Genomic DNA, 21,228 nt, shown 5'->3' with positions numbered 1-21,228 from the left:
GGGGTCACTTCTCGCGGATGCTCCAACCCTGCGCGCGCACGGCCGTCATGAGTTGGTCCATGACGGGGTCCACCTCGGCGTCGGTGAGGGTCCTGTCGCCGCGGAAGACGAGGCGCACGGCGACCGAGCGGTTGCCCGCGCCGATCTGCTCGCCGGTGAACACGTCGAAGGGTTCCACGCTTTCCAGTAGCGTGCCGCCGTGGGCGCGCAGCAGGGCGGCGATCTCGCCGTAGCTCACACTGGCGGGGGTGATGACGGCGAGGTCGCGCCACGCGGCGGGCGCGCGGCTGGGGTCACGGAACGCCCACTCGCGGCCCGGCAGGGGCAGCGCGGCCTCCATCAGGAAGGTGTCGCCTTTCAGGCCGAACGCCTGGGCGATCTCGGGGTGCAGCGCGCCGAGCCAGCCGACGCTCTGCCCGTTCCAGACGACCTCGCCCGCGATGCCGGGGTGCAGGGCGGGCGGCACGGCGGCGCCGCGCAACTGGCGCAGTTCGAAGCTGGCCCCCAGGGTGCCCGCCAGGGATTCCACGAGGCCCTTGAACGCCCGGAAGTCCCCGGCGACGCCCGGCTGATCGGTGCGGGGTGCCAGCGGGCCGCGCATCAGGAGGCCCACGCGTTCGGTCTCACCGCTCTGCGGGAAGACGCGGCCCATCTCGAAGATCAGCATGCGGTCGCCCTTCGCGTGGGCCTGCGCGGCCTTCACGAGGCTGGGGTACAGCGCGGTGCGCATGCCGGTCCGGTCGGCGGTCAGGGGGTTGCGCAGGCGCACGCCGGGCCGCTCCGTGCGGGCCTTGTGCGCTTCCTCGTCGCTGGTGAAGGTGTACGTCACGACCTCCTGCGCGCCGACACCCGCCAGGGTGCGGCGCAGGGTCGCGCGGGCCACGCCTTCCCTCTCGGCGCCGACGTTGCTCTCATGCACGCGCAGGGTGGGGAGGCGTTCGGGCAGGTGCACGAACCCGTGCAGGCGCGCGACCTCCTCGGCCAGGTCCTGCCAGATCGCCATGTCCACCCGCCACGAGGGCGGCAGGACGCTCAGGGCGTCACCCTCCCCTTCCACGACGCACCCCAGGCGGGTGAGGACGGCGCGCATCTCGTCCGTGTCCACGGCCATGCCCAGCAGCGCGCGGATTCTCTCGCCCGTCGCCTCGATCCGGCCCGGAATCTCGGGCTCGCCCACAACGGTCGCGCCGGGGTGCACCTGCCCGCCCGCGTCGCCCAGCAGGCCCACCACGCGCGCCGCCGCACGCCCCGGCAGCAGGGGGTCCACGCCACGCTCGTAGCGGTACGCGGCGTCGGTCTTCAGGCCCAACCTCGTGCTCGTGCGGCGCAGCAGGACCGGGTCGAAGTGCGCGACCTCGATCACCACGTTCGTCGTGTCGGCCCGCACGTGCCCGTGGTCGCCGCCCATGATGCCCGCAATGCCCAGCACCGTATCGCCCGCGCCCGGCCCGTTCGGGGCCGCGAAGGCCTGCGCGACCGTGGACACCCCCGGCTGCGCGCCGTCCAGGATCAGCAGGTCCTCGGGGCCCACCTCGTGCTCGCCGCCCATCAGGTCCCGCACCCGCTCGCCCTGACGCAACCCGAACGCCACGAGAATCTGATCGCCCCGCACGTCCCGCCGGTCGTACAGCGCGGTCGGCTGGCCCAGTTCCAGCATCACGTAATTGCTGGTGTCCACGATCAGGTCAACAGAACGCATCCCGGACAGGTTCAAGCGGCGCTGCATCCACAGCGGCGCCGGGCCGTTGCGCAGGCCACTGACCGTGCGCGCCACGAAACGGTCGCACCCGAAACGCAGCTTCTGCGTCGGGTCCCGCTCGATGCGGACGCCCTTGGGCGGCAGGGACACCCGGATCTCACCGTCCCCCAACGCCTCCGGACCGGCCGGGGGCTGCACGAGCTCCAGTTGCAGGAACGCCGCCAGGTCCCGCGCCAGACCCAGCGCGCTCAGCACGTCCGCCCGGTTCGGCGTGACCTCCACATCCAGCACGTGATCCGCCGCCCACAGCTCCCGCATCGGCGTGCCCGGTTTCGCCGTCCCGGCCGGGAACAGCATCAGGCCCGCGCCGCTCTCGCCCAGGCCCAGTTCCTTCGCGCTGGCCGCCATGCCCCACGACTCCACGCCCTGCAAGGCCCGCACGCCGTACGTCAGGCCGCCCAGTTCCGTGCCCGGCGACACCAGCGCCAGCATCGTCCCCGCCGGCAGCCCCACCGCGTTCGCGGCACCCGACGCGATCACCCGCTCGCCGTGCTCACCGGCGTCCAGCGTCAGGCGCGTCAACTGCGTGCCCGGCATCGCCTCGGCCGCCCTCACCGCCACCAGCAGCACCCCGGCCGGCGGCGCCGCGACCTCCTCCACGCCCTCCAGCGGCAAGCCCAGCTCCGCCAGGATCGGCTCCAACTCCGACACGACCGGCAGACCCGGCACCAGTTCCTTTAACCACGAATACGGAATTTTCATTGAGTCACCTCTTGAGTTGGTCGGGGGGACACTGCGGTTCACCCCCTCCCCGACCCTCCCCCCTGAAGGGGGAGGGAGAACAACGCAATTACACTGCGGCGTGACCCCACATGACGCGCGCACCAGCCCATCCACCGACGTGGCCCGCATGCTGCGCAGGCGCATGACCCCCGAAGAAATCCTCCTGTGGCAGCACCTGCGCCGCCAACAACTCGGCGTAACCTTCCGCAGACAGGAACCCATGGGCCGGTACGTCGCGGACTTCGCCTGCTACGAACGCACTCTCGTCATCGAACTCGACGGCAGCCAACACCTGAACAGCAACGCCGATCGGGAACGAGACGCCGACATGCTCGACCACGGCTTCCAGACCCTGCGCTTCTGGAACAACGAGGTGCGAAGCAACCTCCCCGGCGTCCTCGAACGAATCCAGCAAGTCCTGGACGCCAGAAAGGACCTTTAGCTCCTCCCCCTTGAGGGGGGAGGCTGGGAGGGGGTGAACCGAAGCGCCACCCCGGCGCGGTGTATCGTCCCCCGCTCCGTCTCGATGCCAGTCCCGTTCACCCCCTCTGCTGCGCAGCTCTTCGGGTCTGTCCCTGCGGGACATCTCCCCCCTCAAGGGAGAGAGTGAAGGCCGGCGGTTCATCGCGCAGCCACCTCGCGTACGAGTTCCCGCGCCCGCTCAGGCACGAGGTTCACGGCGTCCAGTTCCGCGAGGGGCACCCACTGCGGCGAGTACCAGTTGTCCTCACTGCTGCGGATCGCTTCGGGGCCGTCGCCGAGGCGCATCTCGCCGGACTGCACGTGCGCCCGGAAGTAGTGTTCCAGGTTGCCGATGTTCTCCAGCACGAGAAGTTCGGGGCCGACCGTGACGGTCAGGTTCACTTCCTCCAGCACCTCGCGCACGCAGGCCTGCGCGGGCGTCTCGCCGTCCTCGATGCCGCCGCCGGGGAGCGTGGCGTACGCACGTCCCGCCTTGCGCCGGAGCATGAGTAGCACCTCGGCCTTGTCGTTGAGAATGATGGCTGCGGCGCGGGATCTGAGTGTCATGGGTTGTGCTCCAGGAGCCAGTTCACGGCGGCCTGCGCGTGCAGGCGGGTGGTGTCGAAGACGGGAACGGGTGAGTCGTCGGGGGTGACGAGCAGGGTGATTTCGGTGCAGCCGTAGATGATGCCCTGCGCGCCGCGGTCGGTGAGGTCGCGCATGATCTCGCGGTAGCGGTCGCGTGAATCGGGGCGGATATGGGCGCGGCACAATTCGTCGTAGATGATGCGGTGGATGTCGGCGCGCTGCTCGAGGGTAGGGGTGATCGTATCGATGCCGTGGTGGCGACGGAGGCGGTCGCGGTAGAAGGGTTCTTCCATGGTGAACGCGGTGGCGAGCAGGCCGACCCGGTCGATACCGGCGGCGCGGATGGCGCGTGCGGTGCCGTCCACGATGTGGATCAGGGGCAGGGTGGTGGCCTGTTCGATCTGGGGAGCGACCTTGTGCATGGTGTTGGTGGCGAGGAGGATCGCGCCTGCACCGGCACGTTCCAGCCCGCGCGCGGCGTCGGCCAGGTCACGCGCGGCGGCGTCCCAGTCTCCGGCACGTTGCTGCGCGGCGACTGGAGCGAAGTCCACGGAGTGCAGCAGGAGGGGTGCGGAGTGCAGGCCGCCGCGGCGGGCGGCGTACTCGGTGTTCAGGAGGCGGTAGTACTCGGCGGTGCTGGTCCAGCTCATTCCGCCTAGGACGCCCAGCAGCGGGCCGCTCACCCCAGCTCCCCCCGGAACTGCCCGATCACGCGGGGGTCGTTGGCGTAGAAGTAACGGATGTCGGGGATCTTGTACTTGAGCATGGCGATGCGTTCCGGGCCGAGGCCGAACGCGAAGCCGGTCTTGCCTTCGTACACGCGCTCCCTGCCCTGGGCCTCGCGCAGGTCGTCCACGGCTTTGAAGACGCTGGGGTGGACCATGCCGCACCCGCCCAGCTCCAGCCATTTGCTCTCGCCGCGCGGATTGTCCCAGTACACGGCGAAGTCCGCGCCGGGTTCCACGAAGGGGTAGTAGCTGGGCTGGAAGCGGACCCTGGCGCCGGGGCCGTAGAGGCCGCGGGCCATTTCGGCGATGGTGCCTTTCAGGTCCGCCATGCTGATGCGGTCACCGACCACCAGGCCCTCAAGCTGGTGGAACATGGCCTCGTGGGTGGCGTCGGTGGCTTCATAGCGGTAGACCTTGCCACGCACGACGATTTTCAGGTCGGGTTCGTGGTCAACCATGTAGCGGATCTGCATGGGGCTGGTGTGCGTGCGCAGCAGGCGACCGTCCTCAAGCCAGAAGGTGTCCTGAAGGTCGCGGGCGGGGTGGTACCAGGGGACGTTCAGGGCTTCGAAGTTGTGGTGTTCGTCCTCGACTTCGGGCCCCTCGACGACCACGTACCCGAGGCGTTCGTAGATGCCGGTCAGGTCTTCGTACACGCGGTTGATGGGGTGCAGGCCGCCACTTGGAAGCGCAAGGCCGGGGAGGGTGACATCAATGGCTTCGCTGGCCAACTGGGCGTCAAGGGCTTCGCGTTTCAGGGTGGTTTCGCGTTCGTCGAGGGCCGTCTGGATGGCCTGCCGCACGGCGTTGATCTCGGCGCCGCGCGCCTTGCGTTCCTCGGGTGGCAGTGCGCCCAAGCTGCCGAGTTCGCGGGTGACGAGCCCGCTCTTGCCGACGTAGCGGGTCTTGACGGTCTGGAGTTCATCGAGGGTGGTGGCCGCCTGAATTTCGGGGATGGCTTCGTGGTGCATGGGTGCTCCTGTCTGGGAATAGCGGTCTGGCACTAAAAAACCCCGCCTCACGGGGGTAGGCGGGGTGACTCGCTGCGGCCTGAGCTTCAGGCGAGCGTGACCCCGGGGCCGGTAAACGGCGAAGGTGTACCGGTCCGGGGCGTCATGCCTGTCAGGGTAGCAGGTTCAGGCGGGGAGCGGGGCGGTGTGGGGTGTGGGCCACTCACCCCGCAGTGTTGACATCTGCTTGACAGATCCGCGAAGAATGGTATACCGATGTCCATTACAACGTTCCGGCGCGGCCTGGTGCTACTGGCCTCCGTTTCTCTCGCCCTGTCTTCGTGCGGCCACGCGCCATTCACAGGAGACGCTCGTCTGTCCACGCTGGCGACAGCGGGTGAGCCGGTCATCAATGAACTGTTCTACGACTCGGTCGGGGCGGACACGGGGACATTCATTGAGCTCCGGGGCCCGGCGGGCCTGAACCTGAGCGGGTATACGCTGGCCGCGTTCGATACGGCTGGCACGCAGTACCGCACGATCACCCTCTCTGGAACGATCCCCGCAAGTGGGTACTTCGTGGTGGCGCAGGACACGGCGGTGGCCAGCCGAAATCTGGTGAATGCGGGCGCGGACCTGAACAACGGGGCGGGCAGCCTGCGTCTCTTGAAGGGCACGGGGATCGTTGACGGAGTGGCGTACGGTTCGCCCAACAGCAATAAGGGTGAGGGCACCTCGGCGGCGACGACCGGGGCGGGCAGCGCCCTGGCACGTGTGCCGGACGGATCGGACACGAACGCGAACAGCGTGGATTTCAGGGTACAGCTCAGCACGCCGGGAGCGGCGAATGGCGGCGGGACGGGTGGCGGGGGCGGCGCGACCGGGAAGAAGGTGCTGTTCGACCTGACGAAAGCCGAGGACGCCGGCAACGCTGACTGGCGCATTGACGGGGCGTACAGCGATTACGCTTCGGCGCTGCGTGGCCTGGGGTACACAGTGAGTAGCCTCACAGGCACGAGCATCACGTCGAGTAGCCTGTCGGGCGCTTCGGTGCTGGTGATTCCGGAACCACAGAATCCATTCAGTGACGCCGAGCGCGCCGCGATCCAGTCGTTCGTGCAGGGCGGCGGCGGGGTGTTCATGATCACGGAACACCGCGCCAGCGACCGCAACAACAGCGGCTGGGACAGCCCGGAAGTGTTTGACGGCTGGGACGGCAGCACGCCCGCCAGCGTGAGCGGCACGGTGCAGGCCAGCCTGAACAGTGACGTTCTCTTCGGCCTGAATGCGTCGTTCAATTCCAGCTTCAGCGATCCGGTCCTAACCGCGACGCCCGTGACTGCGCATCCGATCCTCAGCGGCGTAAGCAGCGTTGGGGTGTACGTAGGCACCAGTGTGGACGTCCTGTCCGGCACGGCGCTGATGGGCACGGGCGGCAAGACGTACCTCGCGGTAAACAGAGTCGGATCGGGCCGCGTTGCCATGTGGGGCGACAGCAGCACCTTCGGCGACAACACGTACTCGGACGGGAGCACGGGGACGTATAACAACTGGCCGAACCTGAGCAACGCGGCGATGGGCAAGAACGTGGTGCGCTGGCTGGCCGGGGACCTTTAATACGCACCCCGTCTGCTACGGATTCCGATTGATTCGGAACTGTACCGAATCAATCCGAGCGGACGCGAGTAGGAACAGAAGACGCCCCTTCGCGGTACGGAGCCGCAGGCGGCGCTTTTCTGGCTGTGGCGCAGTGGAGCGCAGTCCGTATGAATGGTGGGCGACAACTGTTTCATCTGGGCGCAGGCGGGTGGGAGTAGGACGGGTTCCGGGCATGGAGCGGTCAATCCGGTGACGTTCCGGGTTGCCAGCGCGACGCGCGAAATCTGAGGGCCCGCTTCAGCTGGCCTTCATGTTCCTGATCAGCGGACCGTGGGGGGTGCCCGGCCCTTTTTGTCGCGCCTGGACGCATGCCACCATGAGGCATGATCGAGTTGACGGCTGGAATGTGGGGTGCCGTGCGGGGCCCGCAGCGGGACCGGCATGGGTGAGGTGCAGACGGAAGTCTTCCTGCTGGCGGCGGGTGTGCTGCTGCTGGTGAGTCTGCTGGTCAGCCGGTTGGGGGGGCGTCTGGGCATTCCGGGCCTGCTGCTGTTTCTGGGAGTGGGCATGCTGGCCGGGTCGGACGGACTGGGCATTCAGTTCCATGATTACCGCTCCGCGCAGGCGCTGGGCACGCTGGCGCTGTGCTTCATTCTGTTTCAGGGTGGCCTGGGCACCGGGTGGGCGCAGACACGGCCCGTGGTGCGCCGCGGCCTGAGCCTGGCGACGGTGGGTGTGCTGATCACGGCGGGCGTGATGGCGGCGTTCGTGCATTTCGCGTTCGGGTTCCCGTGGCTCTCGGCGTGGCTGCTGGGCGCGATTGTCAGCAGCACGGACGCCAGCGCGGTGTTCAGCGTCCTCAAGGAACGGCAACTGGGGTTGAAGGGGGACCTGGCCCCGCTGCTGGAGTTCGAGTCGGGCGGAAACGACCCGATGGCGGTGTTTCTCATGGTGGGAATCCTGGAACTCATGGCCAATCCGGGCATGAGCGTGCTGAGGATCGTGCCGCTGTTCTTCAAGCAGATGCTGATGGGGGCGGTGTTCGGGGTGCTGCTGGGCCGCGCGGCCCTGTGGATCCTGAACCGCCTGCAGTTGCAGTTCGAGGGTCTGTACTCGGTCCTGAGTCTGGCGCTGGCCCTGACGATCTTTGCGGGCACGGCGGTCGCGGGTGGCAGCGGGTTCCTGGCGATCTACATCGCGGGCGTGATTCTGGGGAACTCGGATTTCATTCACAAGCGCAGCCTGCTGTCGTTCCATGACGGGCTGTCGTGGCTCATGCAGGTGGCGATGTTCCTCACGCTGGGCCTGCTGGTCAACCCGCGCGAACTGCTGCCCACGGCGGGACTGGCGCTGGCGTGCGCGCTGGTACTGGTGTTCCTGGCGCGGCCCCTGAGCGTGTACGTCAGTCTGGCGCGCGCGAGAATGCCGCTCAACGAGAAGAGCATGGTGGCGTGGGTGGGGCTGCGCGGCGCCGTGCCGATCGTGCTGGCGACCTTCCCGCTCCTGGCAGGCACTGAGCGGGCGGGCACACTGTTCAACATCGTGTTCTTCATCGTGCTGACCAGCGTGCTGCTGCAAGGCACGACCCTGACGCTGATGGCGCGCTTGCTGCGCGTGCGTGAGGCGGTACCGGAAGTCACGCAGTACCCGATCACGTACACGCCGACCGGGCACAACAAGAACGAGATGGTCGAGGTCGAGGTCCGGGCGGGCAGCGCCGCCGACGGGCAGCGCATTATGGACCTGAAACTCCCGCCCGAGGCGCTGGTCATCCTGATTCACCGGGGCGGGGAGTTCCTGATTCCCAAGGGGGCCACCCAACTGACCGGCGGGGACAGCGTACTGGTCCTGGCGGGCGAGACCGAACTGCGTGAGGTGGAAAGCAAACTGCACCGCCCGGCCGGGGCGCTGTAGCCGCCCCGGCACCGGGTAGACAGCTCCAGGCACGGGCGCCCGCTCGGACTGCAAGGTTTTCGTACATCCTTCAACCAGCGTCCGTCTGACCTGCATCGCGTTGTTTAACCTGCACCAAGTTGTCTGACCTGCGCCGCGTTGTCTGACCTGCGCTGCGTCGTCTGACCTGCACAGACGCGGGGGACACCGACCCGGGGCGGCGGTGTTACCGTGGGGTCATGACGACCACCGCCGAGAAATCTGCCGCCCGTGACACGGCACTCTTCGACCTGATCACCCAGGAGGCCGAGCGTCAGCGGCGCGGCCTGGAGTTGATCGCCTCCGAGAACTTCACGTCGGCGGCGGTGCGTGAGGCGCAGGGCAGCATCGTGACCAACAAGTACGCCGAAGGCTACCCCGGCAAGCGCTGGTACGGCGGCTGCGAGGTCGTGGACCGCATCGAGCAGCTGGCCATCGACCGCCTGAAGGAACTGTTCGGCGCGGCCTGGGCGAACGTGCAGCCGCATAGTGGGTCAAGTGCGAACCTAGCGGTGTACAACGCGCTGATCGAGCCGGGCGACACGGTGCTGGGCATGGACCTGAGTCACGGCGGGCACCTGACGCACGGGAACCCCGTGAACTTCTCGGGCCTGCGCTACCGGATCGTGAGTTACAAGGTGAACCCCGAAACGGAACTGATCGACATGGAAGAAGTGCGCCGGCTGGCGCACGAGCACCAGCCGAAGATGATCATCGCGGGAGCCAGCGCGTACAGCCGCACGATTGATTTCGCGGCGTTCCGGGAGATTGCCGACGAAGTGGGCGCGGTCCTGTTCGCGGACGTGGCGCACATCGCGGGCCTGATCGCGGGCGGCGTGCACCCGAACGCGCTGCCGCACGCGCATGTGGTGGCCAGCACCACACACAAGACCCTGCGCGGCCCACGCGGCGGCATCATCCTGAGCAACGACCCGGAGATGGGCGCCAGGATCGACCGGGCTGTGTTCCCCGGTTACCAGGGCGGGCCGCTGGAGCACGTGATCGCCGCGAAGGCCGTCGCGTTCGGCGAGGCGCTCACCGATGATTTCAGGGCGTACGCCGCGCAGATCATCCGCAACGCGCAGGCGCTCGCCCAGGCCTTCCAGGACAAGGGCTACCGCGTGGTGTCCGGCGGGACCGACAACCACCTGCTGGTGCTGGACCTGCGCCCCCAGGGCCTGAACGGCACCAAGGCCACCCGGCTGCTCGACGCCAACCACATCACGATCAGCAAGAGCACGCTGCCGTACGACACCGAGAAGATCCTGCACGGCGGCGGCATCCGCATCGGCACGCCCGCCGTCACCACGCGCGGCATGGTCGAGAGCGACATGCTGAAGGTCGCCGACCTGATCGACCGCGCCCTAAAAGGCGAGGACGTGAAGGAAGAAGTGCACGCCTTCGCCGGCGGCTTCCCGATTCCCTGAACGCGGGCTCCGGTTAAACGGCGTACAAAGCCGCCGCAATCCGAACCGACCCCTAGAGTGGCGCCGCAGAGCGGGTCGGAGTAGAGCGGAGGCCGTAGCAAAGGAAACAGGCCGGGCCTCTCCCCTCTTGGGCGGCCCGGCCTTCAGCGGTTCGGCGTGGGTTAAGTACACTGCGTTTATCTTGTAGATAAACCGCGCGGAGCGCGTAACAGAAGAAAGTACGTGGGAGCGGGAATGGAGAGGTTCCGGTGCTTTCCCGGAACCTCGCAATGTTAGCTTCAAGGTACTTAGCGGGGAAGGACCGAGGTGCCCATGAGGTGCTGGTCGATGGCGCGGGCGGCTTGCCTTCCCTCGCGGATGGCCCACACGACGAGGCTCTGGCCGCGCCGCATGTCTCCGGCGGCGAAGATGCCTTCGACGTTGGTGTGGTAGCCGCCCTCGTCGGTGTGGGCGTGGGCGTTGCCGCGGGCGTCTTTCTGAATGCCGAAGGCGTCGATGACGCTGCCGATGGGGCTGACGAAGCCCATGGCGAGCAGGACCAGGTCGGCCTTGTGGATTTCCTCGCTGCCCTCGATTTCGGTGAGGTTGCCGCCCACCAGTTCCATGCGGACGGTCTTGACGCCCGTGACCTTGCCGCCCTTGCCGATGAATTCCTTGGTGGCGATGGCGAATTCACGGGTGGCGCCTTCCTCGTGACTGGTGCTGGTGCGGAGTTTCATGGGCCAGTAGGGCCACACGAGGGGTTTGTTCTCCTGCTCGGGCGGCTGGGGCATCACTTCGAACTGGGTGACGGAAGCGGCGCCGTGGCGGTTGCTGGTGCCGACGCAGTCGCTGCCGGTGTCGCCGCCACCGATGACGATGACGTGCTTGCCGTCGGCGCGCAGTTGCTTCTTGAGTTTATCGTCGGCGTTCACGCGGTTCTGCTGGGGCAGGAATTCCATGGCGAAGTGAATGCCGTCCAGGTCGCGGCCGGGGGCGGGCAGGTCGCGGGGTTGCTCGGCACCGCCCGCCAGCAGGACGGCGTCGAATTCGGCGTTCAGTTCGTCGGGCGTGACGGTCTGCCGGCTGAGGTTCGTGACGCGGCTGCCTTCGGGCCAGGCGCCCACCAGGACGCCGGTGCGGAAGGTGACACCCTCGGCTTCCATCTGCGCCACGCGGCGGTCGATGTGGTGCTTGTCCATCTTGAAGTCGGGGATGCCGTAGCGCATCAGGCCGCCGACGCGGTCGTTCTTCTCGAAGACGGTCACGTCATGCCCGGCGCGGGCGAGTTGCTGCGCGGCGGCCAGTCCGGCGGGGCCGCTGCCGATCACGGCGACTTTCTTCCCGGTTTTCACGGCGGGGGGTTGCGGCGTGACCCAGCCTTCCTGCCAGCCGCGTTCGATGATGCTCAGCTCGATGCTCTTGATGCCCACGGCGTCGCCGTTGATGGTCAGGGTGCAGGCGGCCTCGCAGGGGGCGGGGCAGATGCGGCCCGTGAATTCGGGGAAGTTGTTCGTGGAGTGCAGGTTGTCCAGTGCCGCGCGCCAGTCGTCCTGGTACACGAGGTTATTGAAGTCCGGGATGATGTTCCCGACGGGGCAGCCGTTGTTACAGAACGGAATGCCGCAGTCCATGCAGCGGGTCGCCTGCAGTTTCGCGGCGCCGCTGTCGAGCGGAATCAGGAATTCGTGGTAGTGCCGCAGCCGCGCGTCGACGGGGGCGTACTGGTCCTTGATGCGCGGTTGGTCGAGGAAGCCGGTGATCTTGCTCATGCGTGCTCCGGTGGGGGACGCGCCCGGCCCGCGTGGGCGGCGCGCGGAAGGGGGCTTTAACAGAACTCGTCCGATTCCACACCATGTCAGTAGGGCGCTGCCATGCTGTTTCATCTCCTGAGTCCCGTCCAGACTCGTACTCGCATCCGCTCCGCTCCGTTCAGCACGACACTGAACGGAGCGGAGTGTTATTTGGTGAGCGTGCCCTGCGCGGCCACGGGGTTGGCGGGCTGCGCGGTCTGCATGCTGGTGGTATCGGCGGCGTGGACAGTTCCGGCGGCGCTCTCGGTGCGTTCCCGCAGGGCGCGCTGGTACTCGCGGGGGAAGACCTTCACGAATTTCCGCAGGCTGCTCTGCCAGTCGTCCAGAAGGTCACTGGCGCGCTGCGAGCCGGTCCACTTGTGGTGGTTTTCCAGCAGGCTGCGCAGGTGCGCCTCGTCACTCTGGCCCATGTGCAGGCCGCTGACGGGCGTGTGGGCCAGCTGCTGGCTTTCGGGTTCCACGGGCAGCAGGTCAACCATGCTGGTGTTGCAGCGCTGCGCGAACTTGCCGTCCACGTCGTACACGTACGCCACGCCGCCGCTCATACCGGCCGCGAAGTTCCGTCCGGTCTGGCCGAGCACGACGGCGGTGCCGCCGGTCATGTACTCGCAGCCGTGGTCGCCCACGCCTTCCACGACGGCCTGCGCGCCGCTGAGCCGCACGGCGAAGCGTTCGCCCGCCACGCCACGGAAGAAGGCCTCACCGGTGGTCGCGCCGTACAGGACGGTGTTCCCCACGATGATGTTCTCCTCGGCCCGGCCGCGGAATTCGATGCTGGGGCGCACGACCACGCGGCCGCCCGACAGGCCCTTGCCGGTGTAGTCGTTGGCGTCCCCGATCAGGTACAGGGTGATGCCGGGGGCCAGGAACGCGCCGAAGCTCTGTCCGCCCGTGCCTTCCATCTGGATGAATACGGTGTTGTCCGGCAGGCCCTGCGGGTGGCGGCGGATCAGTTCGCCGGACAGCATCGCGCCGACGGTGCGGTTCACGTTGCGTACGTCCTGAAGGAAGTGCACCTTCACGCCGGTCTCGAAGGCGGGGCGGCACCTGTCGATCAGTTGCAGGTCCAGCGCGCGGTCCAGGCCGTGGTCCTGGGCGCGCAGGTGGCGGGTGCCGACCTCTTCGGGCAGTTCCGGGCGGTAGAACACGCGGCTGAAATCCAGGCCCTGCGCTTTCCAGTGCTCGATGCCCTTGCGGGTGTCGAGCAGGTCGCTGCGGCCCGTCAGTTCATCCAGAGTGCGGATGCCCAGGCTGGCCATGATGGCGCGGACTTCCTCGGCGACGAAGAAGAAGAAATTGATGACGTGCTCGGGTTTCCCCTGGAAGCGCGCTCGCAGCAGCGGGTCCTGCGTGGCCACGCCGACGGGGCAGGTGTTCAGGTGACACTTGCGCATCATGATGCAGCCCTGCGCGACGAGCGGGGCGGTGGCGAAGCCGAACTCGTCTGCGCCGAGCATGGAGGCGATCACCACGTCACGGCCGGTCTTGAGTTGCCCGTCGGTCTGCACGCGCACCCGGTCACGCAGGCGGTTCAGGACCAGCGTCTGCTGCGTTTCCGCCAGACCCAGTTCCCAGGGCGACCCGGCGTGCTTGATGGAGCTCCAGGGACTGGCGCCCGTGCCGCCGTCGTGCCCGGCGATCACGATGTGGTCGGCCTTGGCCTTGGCGACGCCGGCGGCAATGGTTCCCACGCCGACTTCCGAGACGAGTTTCACGCTGATGTCCGCGCGGGAATTCACGTTCTTCAGGTCGTGGATCAGCTGCGCGAGGTCCTCGATGGAGTAGATGTCGTGGTGCGGGGGCGGGCTGATCAGGCCCACACCGGGCACGCTGTGGCGCAGGAACCCGATGTACTCGCTGACCTTCCCGCCGGGCAACTGGCCGCCCTCGCCGGGTTTGGCGCCCTGCGCCATCTTGATCTGGATCTGGTCGGCGCTGGTCAGGTAGCCGGTCGTGACCCCAAAGCGGCCCGAGGCGACCTGCTTGATCTTGCTGCGCAGGCTGTCGCCGGGTTGCAGCGGGTAGTCCACCTCGACACGTTTCTGGCCGTCGGCGCTCTCACCGAGGATGCTGGCCAGGGTGTGCCCCTCGCCGAGCGTCTCGCCGCGCATCTCGCGTTCGTAGCGGGCGGGGTCCTCGCCGCCCTCGCCGGTGTTGCTCTTGCCGCCGATGCGGTTCATGGCGACCGCCAGTGTGGTGTGCGCCTCGGTGCTGATCGAACCGAGGCTCATGGCGCCGGTGGCGAAGCGTTTGACGATCTCGCTGGCCGGCTCGACTTCCTCGATGGGAATGGGCGTGAGGCCCTCGGTCTTGAAGTCGAACAGGCCGCGCAGGGTCATGTGGCGCCGGCTCTGGTCGTTGATGATGCGGGCGTACTCCTCGAAGGTGCTGTACGAGCCGCTGCGCACCGAGTGTTGCAGCTTGGCGATCGAGTCCGGCGTCCACATGTGCTCCTCGCCGCGCACGCGCCACGCGTACTCGCCGCCCGCGTCGAGGCTGTGCGCCAGGACGGGGTCCTCGCTGAAGGCCGCGCGGTGGTTACGCAGGGCTTCCTCGGCCACCTCGAAGATGCCGATTCCGCCGACCTGCGTGGGCGTGCCGTAGAAGTACTTCTGCACAAAGTCACTCTTCAGGCCGATGGCCTCGAACAGCTGCGCGCCGCAGTAACTCATGTACGTGCTGACGCCCATCTTGGACATGATCTTGCTCATGCCCTTGCCGATGGCCTTGATGTAGTTGCGCATGGCCTTCCCGGCCCCGATGCCGCCCAGGTCGGGCATGCCGGGCACGTCGGCGTGCAGGTTGATCAGCGTTTCGAGTGCCAGGTACGGATGAATGGCTTCCGCGCCGAAACCGGCCAGCACGGCAAAGTGATGCACCTCGCGGGCGTCCCCGGTTTCCACGACCAGACCGACTTTCATGCGCAGCCCAGCCTTGACCAGGTGGTGGTGCACGCTGCTGAGCGCCAGCACGCTGGGAATGGCGACGCGTTCGCGGTCCACGCGGCGGTCACTGAGGATGATGATGTTGTGCCCGCTCTCGATGGCGTCCACGGCCCAGGCGTTGATGGTGGCGATCTTGGCCTCGATGCCGCGCGCACCCCACTCGGCGGGGTAGGTGATGTCCAGCTCGTAGGCCTTGAACTTGCCGCGCGTGTACTCCTCGATGGAGCGCACGCGGGCCATGTCGTCGAAGTCCAGGATGGGCTGCTCGACTTCCAGGCGCAACTGGGGGTTGACCGCGTTGATGTCCAGCAGGTTCGGGCGTGGCCCCACGAACGACACGAGGCTCATGACCACGGCCTCACGGATCGGGTCGATAGGCGGGTTGGTGACCTGCGCGAACAGCTGCCTGAAGTACGAGTACAGGGGCTTGTTCTTGCCGGACAACACGGCCAGCGGGCTGTCGTTGCCCATGGAGCCGATGCCTTCCTCGCCGCTCAGGGCCATGGGGCCCATCAGGAACTTCAGGTCCTCCTGGGTGTACCCGAAGGCCTGCTGGCGTTCCAGCAGCGGCTCGCGGAACTGCGCGACCGTGCCGGACTCGTCACTGTCATCCAGGCGGAAGCGGGTGTTCTCGACCCACTGCGCGTAGGGTCTGGCCGACGAGAACTGGTTTTTCAGTTCATCGTCCTCGATGATGCGGCCCTGCTCGAAGTCGATCAGGAACATGCGGCCCGGTTGCAGGCGCCACTTCTTGACGATCTGGCTCTCGGGAACCGGCAGCACGCCGGACTCGGACGCCAGGATCACCAGGTCGTCGCGGGTCTGCACGTAGCGGGCGGGGCGCAGGCCGTTGCGGTCCAGGGTCGCGCCCACCTGACGGCCGTCCGTGAACACCATGGCAGCCGGGCCGTCCCAGGGTTCCATCATGCTGGCGTGGTACTCGTAGAATGCGCGGCGGCTGGGGTGCAGGTTCTCGTTCTGCTCCCATGCTTCCGGGATCATCATCATGGCGGCGTGCGCCATGGGATACCCGGCCAGCGTCAGGAGTTCCAGCGCGTTGTCGAAGGTGGCGGTGTCGCTCTCGCCCTCGAAGGAGATCGGGTAGAGCTTTTTCAGGTCGTCGCCCAGCACGGGGCTCTGCATGATGCCCTCACGGGCACGCATCCAGTTGAAGTTCCCCTTGACGGTGTTGATCTCGCCGTTGTGCGCGACCATGCGGTACGGGTGCGCCAGGGGCCACTCGGGGAAGGTGTTCGTACTGAAGCGCTGGTGCACCAGGGCCAGGGCCGAAACGACCCGCGCGTCCTGCAGGTCCAGGTAGTACTCGCCGACCTGCGTGGCCAGCAGCAGGCCCTTGTAGATCACGGTGCGGCAGGACATGCTGGGCACGTAGTACTCGGCGCCGTGCGTGAAGTTCAGCGCGCGGATGGCGTTGCTCGCGCGGCGGCGGATCACGTACAGCTTGCGTTCCAGGGCGTCCGGGACCAGGGTGTCGGGCCCCGCGCCGACGAAGATCTGCCGGATAACGGGTTCTTTCTCGCGGACGGTGGGGCTCATGGGCATCTCGGCGTTCACGGGCACGTCACGCCAGCCCAGCACCACCTGACCCTCGGCCTGCACGGCGCGTTCGAGTTCCTGCTCGCAGGCACGCCGGGAGGCGATTTCCTTGGGCAGGAAGATCATGCCGACGCCGTAATCGCCCAGGGGGGGCAGCGTGACGCCCTGCGCAGCGAATTCGGCGCGGTAGAACTCGTCGGGAATCTGGATCAGGATACCGGCCCCATCGCCCATCAGGGGGTCGGCGCCGACCGCGCCCCGGTGGTCGAGGTTCTCGAGGATCTTCAGGCCCTGCTGGATGATCGAGTGGTTTTTCTGGCCGCGAATGTGCGCCACGAACCCCACGCCGCAGGCGTCGTGTTCCTGCGCGGCGTACAGGCCCTGCTCGCGCGCGCCGCGCTGTTCGGCGGCAGAGGGCGCGTGCAGACTTCCGGTGTGGACCGGTTCGTTCTGGGGGGTGTGCGGCGCTGCAGCCGGAGTCACCCGGTTGTCTGTTCTGTTCATGTTGACGCTCCCATCTCGCACGTGACTCGCTCGCCCGCAGGGTGCAGGCTGCTAGAATCCACCATACAGAGAGATGCATGTCTATGCAGGGCCGTTGTTTATAACGGGTCCAATCTTCCGCGCACTATTTCTCCGGCAGCCCGCCCATCCAGGCCCCGACGCGGCAATAAAATGAATCCATCTGGCGTTTCTGCGCAATAAAGGCCGCCTGGAGCGCCCCAGGCGACGCGCGCACGCTTTGATGCGCACAGCCTCGGCGCCGCGCACCCCCTCCGCATCACCCGGCCGGAGACCCACCACCCGGCGTCCCCCTCCAGCCCAGTGTCAGATTCAGTTCAGGGCCGGGCTCAGCTGAAGGAACGTGATTTCCGGTTCGCACAGGTTCCGGACCGGCAGGCCGCTCAGGCCCAGGCCCCGGCTGACGTACGCGGGCGTGGCGTGCTCGCCCTGCACCCAGCCCATCGCGTACCGCTGCCCGAACGCGCTGGGCACCACCGGCGCCCCCAGCAGCGGCACCCTCACCTGCCCGCCGTGCGTGTGGCCGCACAGCACCAGTGCCGCCGGGCGCGGCAACGCGGGCAGCAGGTCCGGGTTGTGCGTCACCAGCAGCGTCGCGCGGTCTCCGGCGCCCGCCAGGGCCGCCGTCACGTCCGGCTTCCCGAACCACAGGTCGTCCGTGCCCCCCACCCACAGGTCGCCCCGCACCGCGCGGCCCTCGTCGCGCAGGATCGTCACACCCGCCGCCGCGAACGCCGCCGTCAGTTCCGCGCGCTTGGCAGCCCAGTCCGCGCGGGGCGCGCCGTACTGCCGCCCGCCGTACCGTCCGAAACTGCCGTAATCGTGGTTGCCCCACACGCCCAGCACGCCCAGCGGAGCACGCAGGCGCCCCAGTTCGCGCAGCAGCGGCCCCGGCAGGTCGTTCATGCGGGCGTCCAGCTGATCGCCGCCCAGCAGCACCAGGTCTGGCCGCAGGTCGTTCGTGGCGTCCACCCAGGCCGCCACGCTCCCGGCCCCGATGAACAGCCCGTAGTGCAGGTCCGTCAGGAACGCGGCGCGCAGCGGGGCGCGCAGGCCCGGCAGGGTACGGGCGTGGCGGGTCACGCTGAAGCGGTACGCCTGCGCCGCCCCCGCACCGCCCGCTGCCAGCGCCGCCGCGCCCCCCCCGGCCAGGGTGCGCAGGAACAGACGTCGGGTCACGGTCATCCGCACCAGCCTAGCGCCCACTGACGGCCCGGAACGTCCCCCGGAAGATGCAGCCCGCCGCCCACTCCCCCGCCCCGCAGCTCTCACAGCGGCGCGCTAGACTGCCGGGATGCACGCCGAGCCCGACAATCTGCTGGTCATAGACGTACTGGACGAGGACGCCGGACTGGCGGACGTGGAGGACCTGCGGGGCCGCACCTTTCAACTACCGGCCGAGTGGCTGTCCGGCGCCGCCGACGGCGCGGCGTACCGCGTGAGTGTCAGCGGCGCGCAGGTGACCTTCACGCCCGATCCGAACGGCGCGGCCCTGCTGCGCGAACGCAGCAAGCAGACACTGCTGGACTTCAGCGACGATCCTGACACTGGCGGGCCTGACAGTGGTGGGCCCACCAACCACCGGCCCGGCAGTGGGGACCGCCCGTGAGCCGGCAGGTGCTGATCATTCCCGACCTTCACGGCCGCCCGGACCTGCTGCGCGCTGCCCTCGAACACTTTCCAGATGCGCACTACGTGTCGCTGGGCGACGCCATCGACCGTGGCCCGCGCTCCATGCCGGTCGTGGAGACGCTGATGGAACTGCACGCCGCCGGGCGCGCCACCCTGCTGATGGGCAACCACGAACGCATGATGCAAGAAGGCGTGAAATGGTACCGGCAGTACGAGGGGACCCATGATCTCGGGGATTACCGTCAGGCCATGGAAGGCTACCAGTGGTGGATGCGCGCCGGCGGCGAGACCGTCCGCACGGAACTGGGCGGCCTGACCCTAGAGAAATTCCCACCGCTGCTCGAAGCGTACCTGAATGTTCTGCGGCGCGTCGTGTACGTCACGGCCGACGGCGACATTCACAACGAGGCCCCGGCGCACCCCAGCGTGATGGTCGCGCACGCCTCGCCGCCCGTGCACCACCCGCAGCACCCCAACCCGCTCTCGGCGGCGCTGTGGCTGCGGCCCTTCGAGGGACCGTTCCCGCTGCCTGACGGGGTCATGTACTCCGTGCACGGGCACACGCCGGTTCCCACGCCGTCACGCATGGGCCGCCACCTGTACATCGACCTGGGGGCGTACGAGACCGGCCGCCTCGCCGTGGCCGAAGTGAACGTTCACGACCTGCCCGCCATCACGGTGTTCTGCGGGCGCGGCGAACCCGCGCGCGGCCACAAGTACACCCGCTTCGGGGAACCCATTCCCGTCACCCCGGTTGACCTGCCCGGCGCACCGCCCCGGTAACGGGTGATGCAGGAATACAGTCCTGCACTCCCCACGCCGGTATGCCCCATTCCCACACCGCACTTCCTACGGGTCCCGCAGCCACGCCTCGGCCTGCGCGAGTGCCTGCGGGGTGTCCACGTCCAGCAGCAGCCGGGCCGGGAAGCTCAGCGTGACGGCCTGCGCGGCGTACTCGCGGATCAGGTGCCGGGGGCCGTGGTCGGCGTCCGGTGCGCCCTGAACGGCTGCCAGCAGGTCCGCGCGGAACAGGTGCGGCGGCGCACGCACCGGGGCCACGCCAGGGTCCGCGTCCGGGTCGCCGTACTCGGCGAGCACGACGGGCGCGCCGGTCTCGCGGTAGGCGCGGATCAGCGCGGCGTGCACCCCGGCCGTCAGGAGGGGCATGTCGGCCAGCGCGAAGTTCACGGCGGCCACTCCGGCGGGCAGGGCGCCCACGGCGGCCCGCAACGAACTGGCCAGGCCGCGTGCCGGATCGGGGTTCACCACGAAGGCGAACGGCAGGCCCCGCAGCGCCACGCGCACGCCCTCGCCCACCTCACCGGGCGGCACGGCGCACAGCAGCGTGTCGTGCCCGGCGTCCGCCAGGGCCTGCGCGGCGCGCCGTACCAGGGGCCGCCCGGCCAGCAGAGCCAGCTGCTTGGGACCGCCCATGCGGGTGCCCAGCCCGGCTGCCAGCAGCACGCCCGCGACGGGACCCTGGGGCGCGTGCGAACGTCCGGTCATGGCCGCATGCTACGGCACCCCCCGCCGACCGGGCCGGGCGCGCCGGAACGCGGGGGGCGGGACGCGGGGGGCGGGACGCAGGGGCCGCCAATCTTTCTTCAACCCCCGCCGCACTACACTAGAAGCCGTTCCGTCAATTCACCGTGGCCCGCGCGCCGCAGGAGGTCCGCCATGAAACTCAGTTACTCAGGTCAGGAACAGGTGCAGGCCCCCCCCGCCGCCGTGTGGGCGTTCGTGCAGGACCCGGAGCGCGTGGCGCGCTGCCTGCCGGACGTGCAGGAGGTCGTCGTGCACGATCAGACGCACATGGACGCCACCGTGCAGGTGGGCGTGGGCATGGTGCGCGGCAAATTCAAGTTCAAGATCGAGGTGCTGCCCGACGAGACGGCAAACCGCGTGAACGTCAAGGTGCAGGGCGGCGGGCTGGGCAGCGTCGTGGACCTGAGCGCCGGGGCGAACATCGTGGACAACCGCAACGGCACGACCACCCTCGACTGGACCGGCGACGCCACCATGCGCGGCCCGGTCGCCACGGTCGGCGGCCGCCTGCTGGACGCCCAGGCGCAGAAACTGATCTCCAGGACCTTCGAGAACATGAGCGCGCATGTCAGTGCGTCCAGCAGCACGCTGGCCTGAGTGACCCGATTGACGGATTCCGTCTGTTGCGTTCACGGCCTGCCCCTGCGCCGGCTTGCCAGCTCCATGCCCGGAACCCGCTGCTTTCCCCCTCGCCCTGCCGCGCAGCTCTGCAGGTCTACCCGGGTTGAAGGTCTGTGGGGCCTGTTCAACCGGAGTCCGTATGACGCGGCCCCTGAGCAGCGGCCCGGCTCAGCCGCTGCTGTCCTGCTCGCTGCTGTCCTGCTCGCTGCTGTCCTGCTCGCTGCTGTCCTGCTCGCTGCTGGCCCGATCACTGCTGTCCCGATCACTGCTGGGCAGGGCCAGTGGCGCGCGCAGCGGTTCGGCGCGGATCAGGCCGTGCGGCGAGACGCTCAGCACATGGCGTTCAGCCAGGGTCCACAGGGCGCGGTGCACGCCCATCTCGGTCGCGGCGTCCCCGCGCGGCGCGAGGCGGTCGAGCAGCCCCGTGTAGCGCAGTTCGGTATCC

Annotated in this window: 15 protein-coding genes and 1 pseudogene; 7 read left to right on the top strand and 9 right to left on the bottom strand. The window is 68.4% G+C overall.

Going from position 1 to position 21,228, the window contains the following annotated elements; translation table 11 throughout:
- Window positions 1–4 precede the first annotated feature (4 nt).
- On the bottom strand, window positions 5–2,461 hold the full coding sequence (locus QZ271_RS08850; protein ID WP_291430619.1) for a phenylalanine--tRNA ligase subunit beta: 2,457 nt from the start codon (window positions 2,459–2,461) through the stop codon (window positions 5–7).
- 100 nt (window positions 2,462–2,561) lie between these two features.
- Here QZ271_RS08850 and QZ271_RS08845 point away from each other — a divergent pair, with 100 nt between their 5' ends.
- Entirely contained in the window at window positions 2,562–2,924 is a 363-nt protein-coding gene (locus QZ271_RS08845) for an endonuclease domain-containing protein (protein WP_291430618.1), read from the top strand.
- Between the two features lie 179 nt (window positions 2,925–3,103).
- Here QZ271_RS08845 and QZ271_RS08840 read toward each other — a convergent pair whose 3' ends face one another.
- Genes QZ271_RS08840 through pheS form a run of 3 tightly spaced genes read right to left on the bottom strand, consistent with a single transcriptional unit; the run spans window position 3,104 to window position 5,231 of the window.
- Complete coding sequence (locus tag QZ271_RS08840; RefSeq protein WP_291430617.1) at window positions 3,104–3,511, bottom strand: NUDIX domain-containing protein; 408 nt, start codon at window positions 3,509–3,511, stop codon at window positions 3,104–3,106.
- Window positions 3,508–4,215, bottom strand: coding sequence for an aspartate/glutamate racemase family protein (locus QZ271_RS08835; protein WP_291430615.1), 708 nt, complete (start codon window positions 4,213–4,215; stop codon window positions 3,508–3,510). Before QZ271_RS08835 ends, QZ271_RS08840 begins: the two co-directional genes overlap by 4 nt.
- A complete protein-coding gene (gene pheS / locus QZ271_RS08830) occupies window positions 4,212–5,231 on the bottom strand; it encodes a phenylalanine--tRNA ligase subunit alpha (protein WP_291430613.1) in 1,020 nt (339 codons plus the stop codon). Before pheS ends, QZ271_RS08835 begins: the two co-directional genes overlap by 4 nt.
- Before the next feature lie 255 nt (window positions 5,232–5,486).
- On the opposite strand from pheS, the gene QZ271_RS08825 reads away from it, so the two are divergent.
- The 3 genes from QZ271_RS08825 to glyA all read left to right on the top strand — a co-directional run bounded on the left by QZ271_RS08825 (window position 5,487) and on the right by glyA (window position 10,168).
- The gene (locus QZ271_RS08825; protein ID WP_291430611.1) at window positions 5,487–6,827 is read left to right on the top strand and encodes an ABC transporter; all 1,341 of its coding nucleotides are present in this window, start codon (window positions 5,487–5,489) and stop codon (window positions 6,825–6,827) included.
- 423 nt (window positions 6,828–7,250) lie between these two features.
- Window positions 7,251–8,723, top strand: coding sequence for a potassium/proton antiporter (locus QZ271_RS08820; RefSeq protein ID WP_291430609.1), 1,473 nt, complete (start codon window positions 7,251–7,253; stop codon window positions 8,721–8,723).
- Window positions 8,724–8,941: 218 nt separating this feature from the next.
- Complete coding sequence (glyA, locus tag QZ271_RS08815; RefSeq protein ID WP_291430607.1) at window positions 8,942–10,168, top strand: serine hydroxymethyltransferase; 1,227 nt, start codon at window positions 8,942–8,944, stop codon at window positions 10,166–10,168.
- Between the two features lie 287 nt (window positions 10,169–10,455).
- On the opposite strand, the gene QZ271_RS08810 is transcribed toward glyA, so the two are convergent.
- The 3 genes from QZ271_RS08810 to QZ271_RS08800 all read right to left on the bottom strand — a co-directional run bounded on the left by QZ271_RS08810 (window position 10,456) and on the right by QZ271_RS08800 (window position 18,170).
- Window positions 10,456–11,919 carry a glutamate synthase subunit beta gene (locus QZ271_RS08810; RefSeq protein WP_291430605.1) on the bottom strand — a complete coding sequence of 488 codons (1,464 nt, stop codon included), beginning with the start codon at window positions 11,917–11,919 and terminating at the stop codon, window positions 10,456–10,458.
- A gap of 188 nt (window positions 11,920–12,107) precedes the next feature.
- Window positions 12,108–16,967, bottom strand: coding sequence for a glutamate synthase-related protein (locus tag QZ271_RS08805; protein ID WP_291430603.1), 4,860 nt, complete (start codon window positions 16,965–16,967; stop codon window positions 12,108–12,110).
- A gap of 330 nt (window positions 16,968–17,297) precedes the next feature.
- Complete coding sequence (locus QZ271_RS08800; protein ID WP_291430601.1) at window positions 17,298–18,170, bottom strand: metallophosphoesterase; 873 nt, start codon at window positions 18,168–18,170, stop codon at window positions 17,298–17,300.
- 109 nt (window positions 18,171–18,279) lie between these two features.
- On the opposite strand from QZ271_RS08800, the gene QZ271_RS08795 reads away from it, so the two are divergent.
- Window positions 18,280–18,594 (top strand): hypothetical protein, encoded by a 315-nt coding sequence (locus tag QZ271_RS08795; protein ID WP_291430599.1) that lies wholly within the window; start codon window positions 18,280–18,282, stop codon window positions 18,592–18,594.
- Complete coding sequence (locus QZ271_RS08790) at window positions 18,591–19,400, top strand: metallophosphoesterase (RefSeq protein ID WP_291430597.1); 810 nt, start codon at window positions 18,591–18,593, stop codon at window positions 19,398–19,400. Before QZ271_RS08795 ends, QZ271_RS08790 begins: the two co-directional genes overlap by 4 nt.
- Window positions 19,401–19,466: 66 nt before the next feature.
- Here the strand turns inward: QZ271_RS08790 and QZ271_RS08785 are convergent, their stop codons facing one another.
- Window positions 19,467–20,123, bottom strand: coding sequence for a nucleotidyltransferase family protein (locus QZ271_RS08785; RefSeq protein WP_291430595.1), 657 nt, complete (start codon window positions 20,121–20,123; stop codon window positions 19,467–19,469).
- Window positions 20,124–20,294: 171 nt separating this feature from the next.
- On the opposite strand from QZ271_RS08785, the gene QZ271_RS08780 reads away from it, so the two are divergent.
- On the top strand, window positions 20,295–20,759 hold the full coding sequence (locus QZ271_RS08780) for a carbon monoxide dehydrogenase subunit G (RefSeq protein WP_291430594.1): 465 nt from the start codon (window positions 20,295–20,297) through the stop codon (window positions 20,757–20,759).
- A 192-nt stretch (window positions 20,760–20,951) separates the two neighbouring features.
- Here QZ271_RS08780 and QZ271_RS08775 read toward each other — a convergent pair.
- Window positions 20,952–21,228 (bottom strand): annotated as a pseudogene (locus QZ271_RS08775) (hypothetical protein); the annotation flags it as partial.

The sequence above is a fragment of the Deinococcus sp. genome (assembly GCF_018260555.1).
Lineage (GTDB): Bacteria > Deinococcota > Deinococci > Deinococcales > Deinococcaceae > Deinococcus.
This window is presented reverse-complemented; position numbering and strand designations above follow the sequence as displayed.

Bases quoted from the DNA above. Each gene is read 5' to 3' on its own strand.
- QZ271_RS08850 (WP_291430619.1), bottom strand. From the start codon at position 2,461: ATGAAAATTCCGTATTCGTGGTTAAAGGAACTGGTGCCGGGTCTGCCG.
- QZ271_RS08840 (WP_291430617.1), bottom strand. From the start codon at position 3,511: ATGACACTCAGATCCCGCGCCGCAGCCATCATTCTCAACGACAAGGCC.
- pheS (WP_291430613.1), bottom strand. From the start codon at position 5,231: ATGCACCACGAAGCCATCCCCGAAATTCAGGCGGCCACCACCCTCGAT.
- QZ271_RS08825 (WP_291430611.1), top strand. From the start codon at position 5,487: ATGTCCATTACAACGTTCCGGCGCGGCCTGGTGCTACTGGCCTCCGTT.
- QZ271_RS08820 (WP_291430609.1), top strand. From the start codon at position 7,251: ATGGGTGAGGTGCAGACGGAAGTCTTCCTGCTGGCGGCGGGTGTGCTG.
- glyA (WP_291430607.1), top strand. From the start codon at position 8,942: ATGACGACCACCGCCGAGAAATCTGCCGCCCGTGACACGGCACTCTTC.
- QZ271_RS08810 (WP_291430605.1), bottom strand. From the start codon at position 11,919: ATGAGCAAGATCACCGGCTTCCTCGACCAACCGCGCATCAAGGACCAG.
- QZ271_RS08805 (WP_291430603.1), bottom strand. From the start codon at position 16,967: ATGAACAGAACAGACAACCGGGTGACTCCGGCTGCAGCGCCGCACACC.
- QZ271_RS08800 (WP_291430601.1), bottom strand. From the start codon at position 18,170: ATGACCGTGACCCGACGTCTGTTCCTGCGCACCCTGGCCGGGGGGGGC.
- QZ271_RS08795 (WP_291430599.1), top strand. From the start codon at position 18,280: ATGCACGCCGAGCCCGACAATCTGCTGGTCATAGACGTACTGGACGAG.
- QZ271_RS08785 (WP_291430595.1), bottom strand. From the start codon at position 20,123: ATGACCGGACGTTCGCACGCGCCCCAGGGTCCCGTCGCGGGCGTGCTG.
- QZ271_RS08780 (WP_291430594.1), top strand. From the start codon at position 20,295: ATGAAACTCAGTTACTCAGGTCAGGAACAGGTGCAGGCCCCCCCCGCC.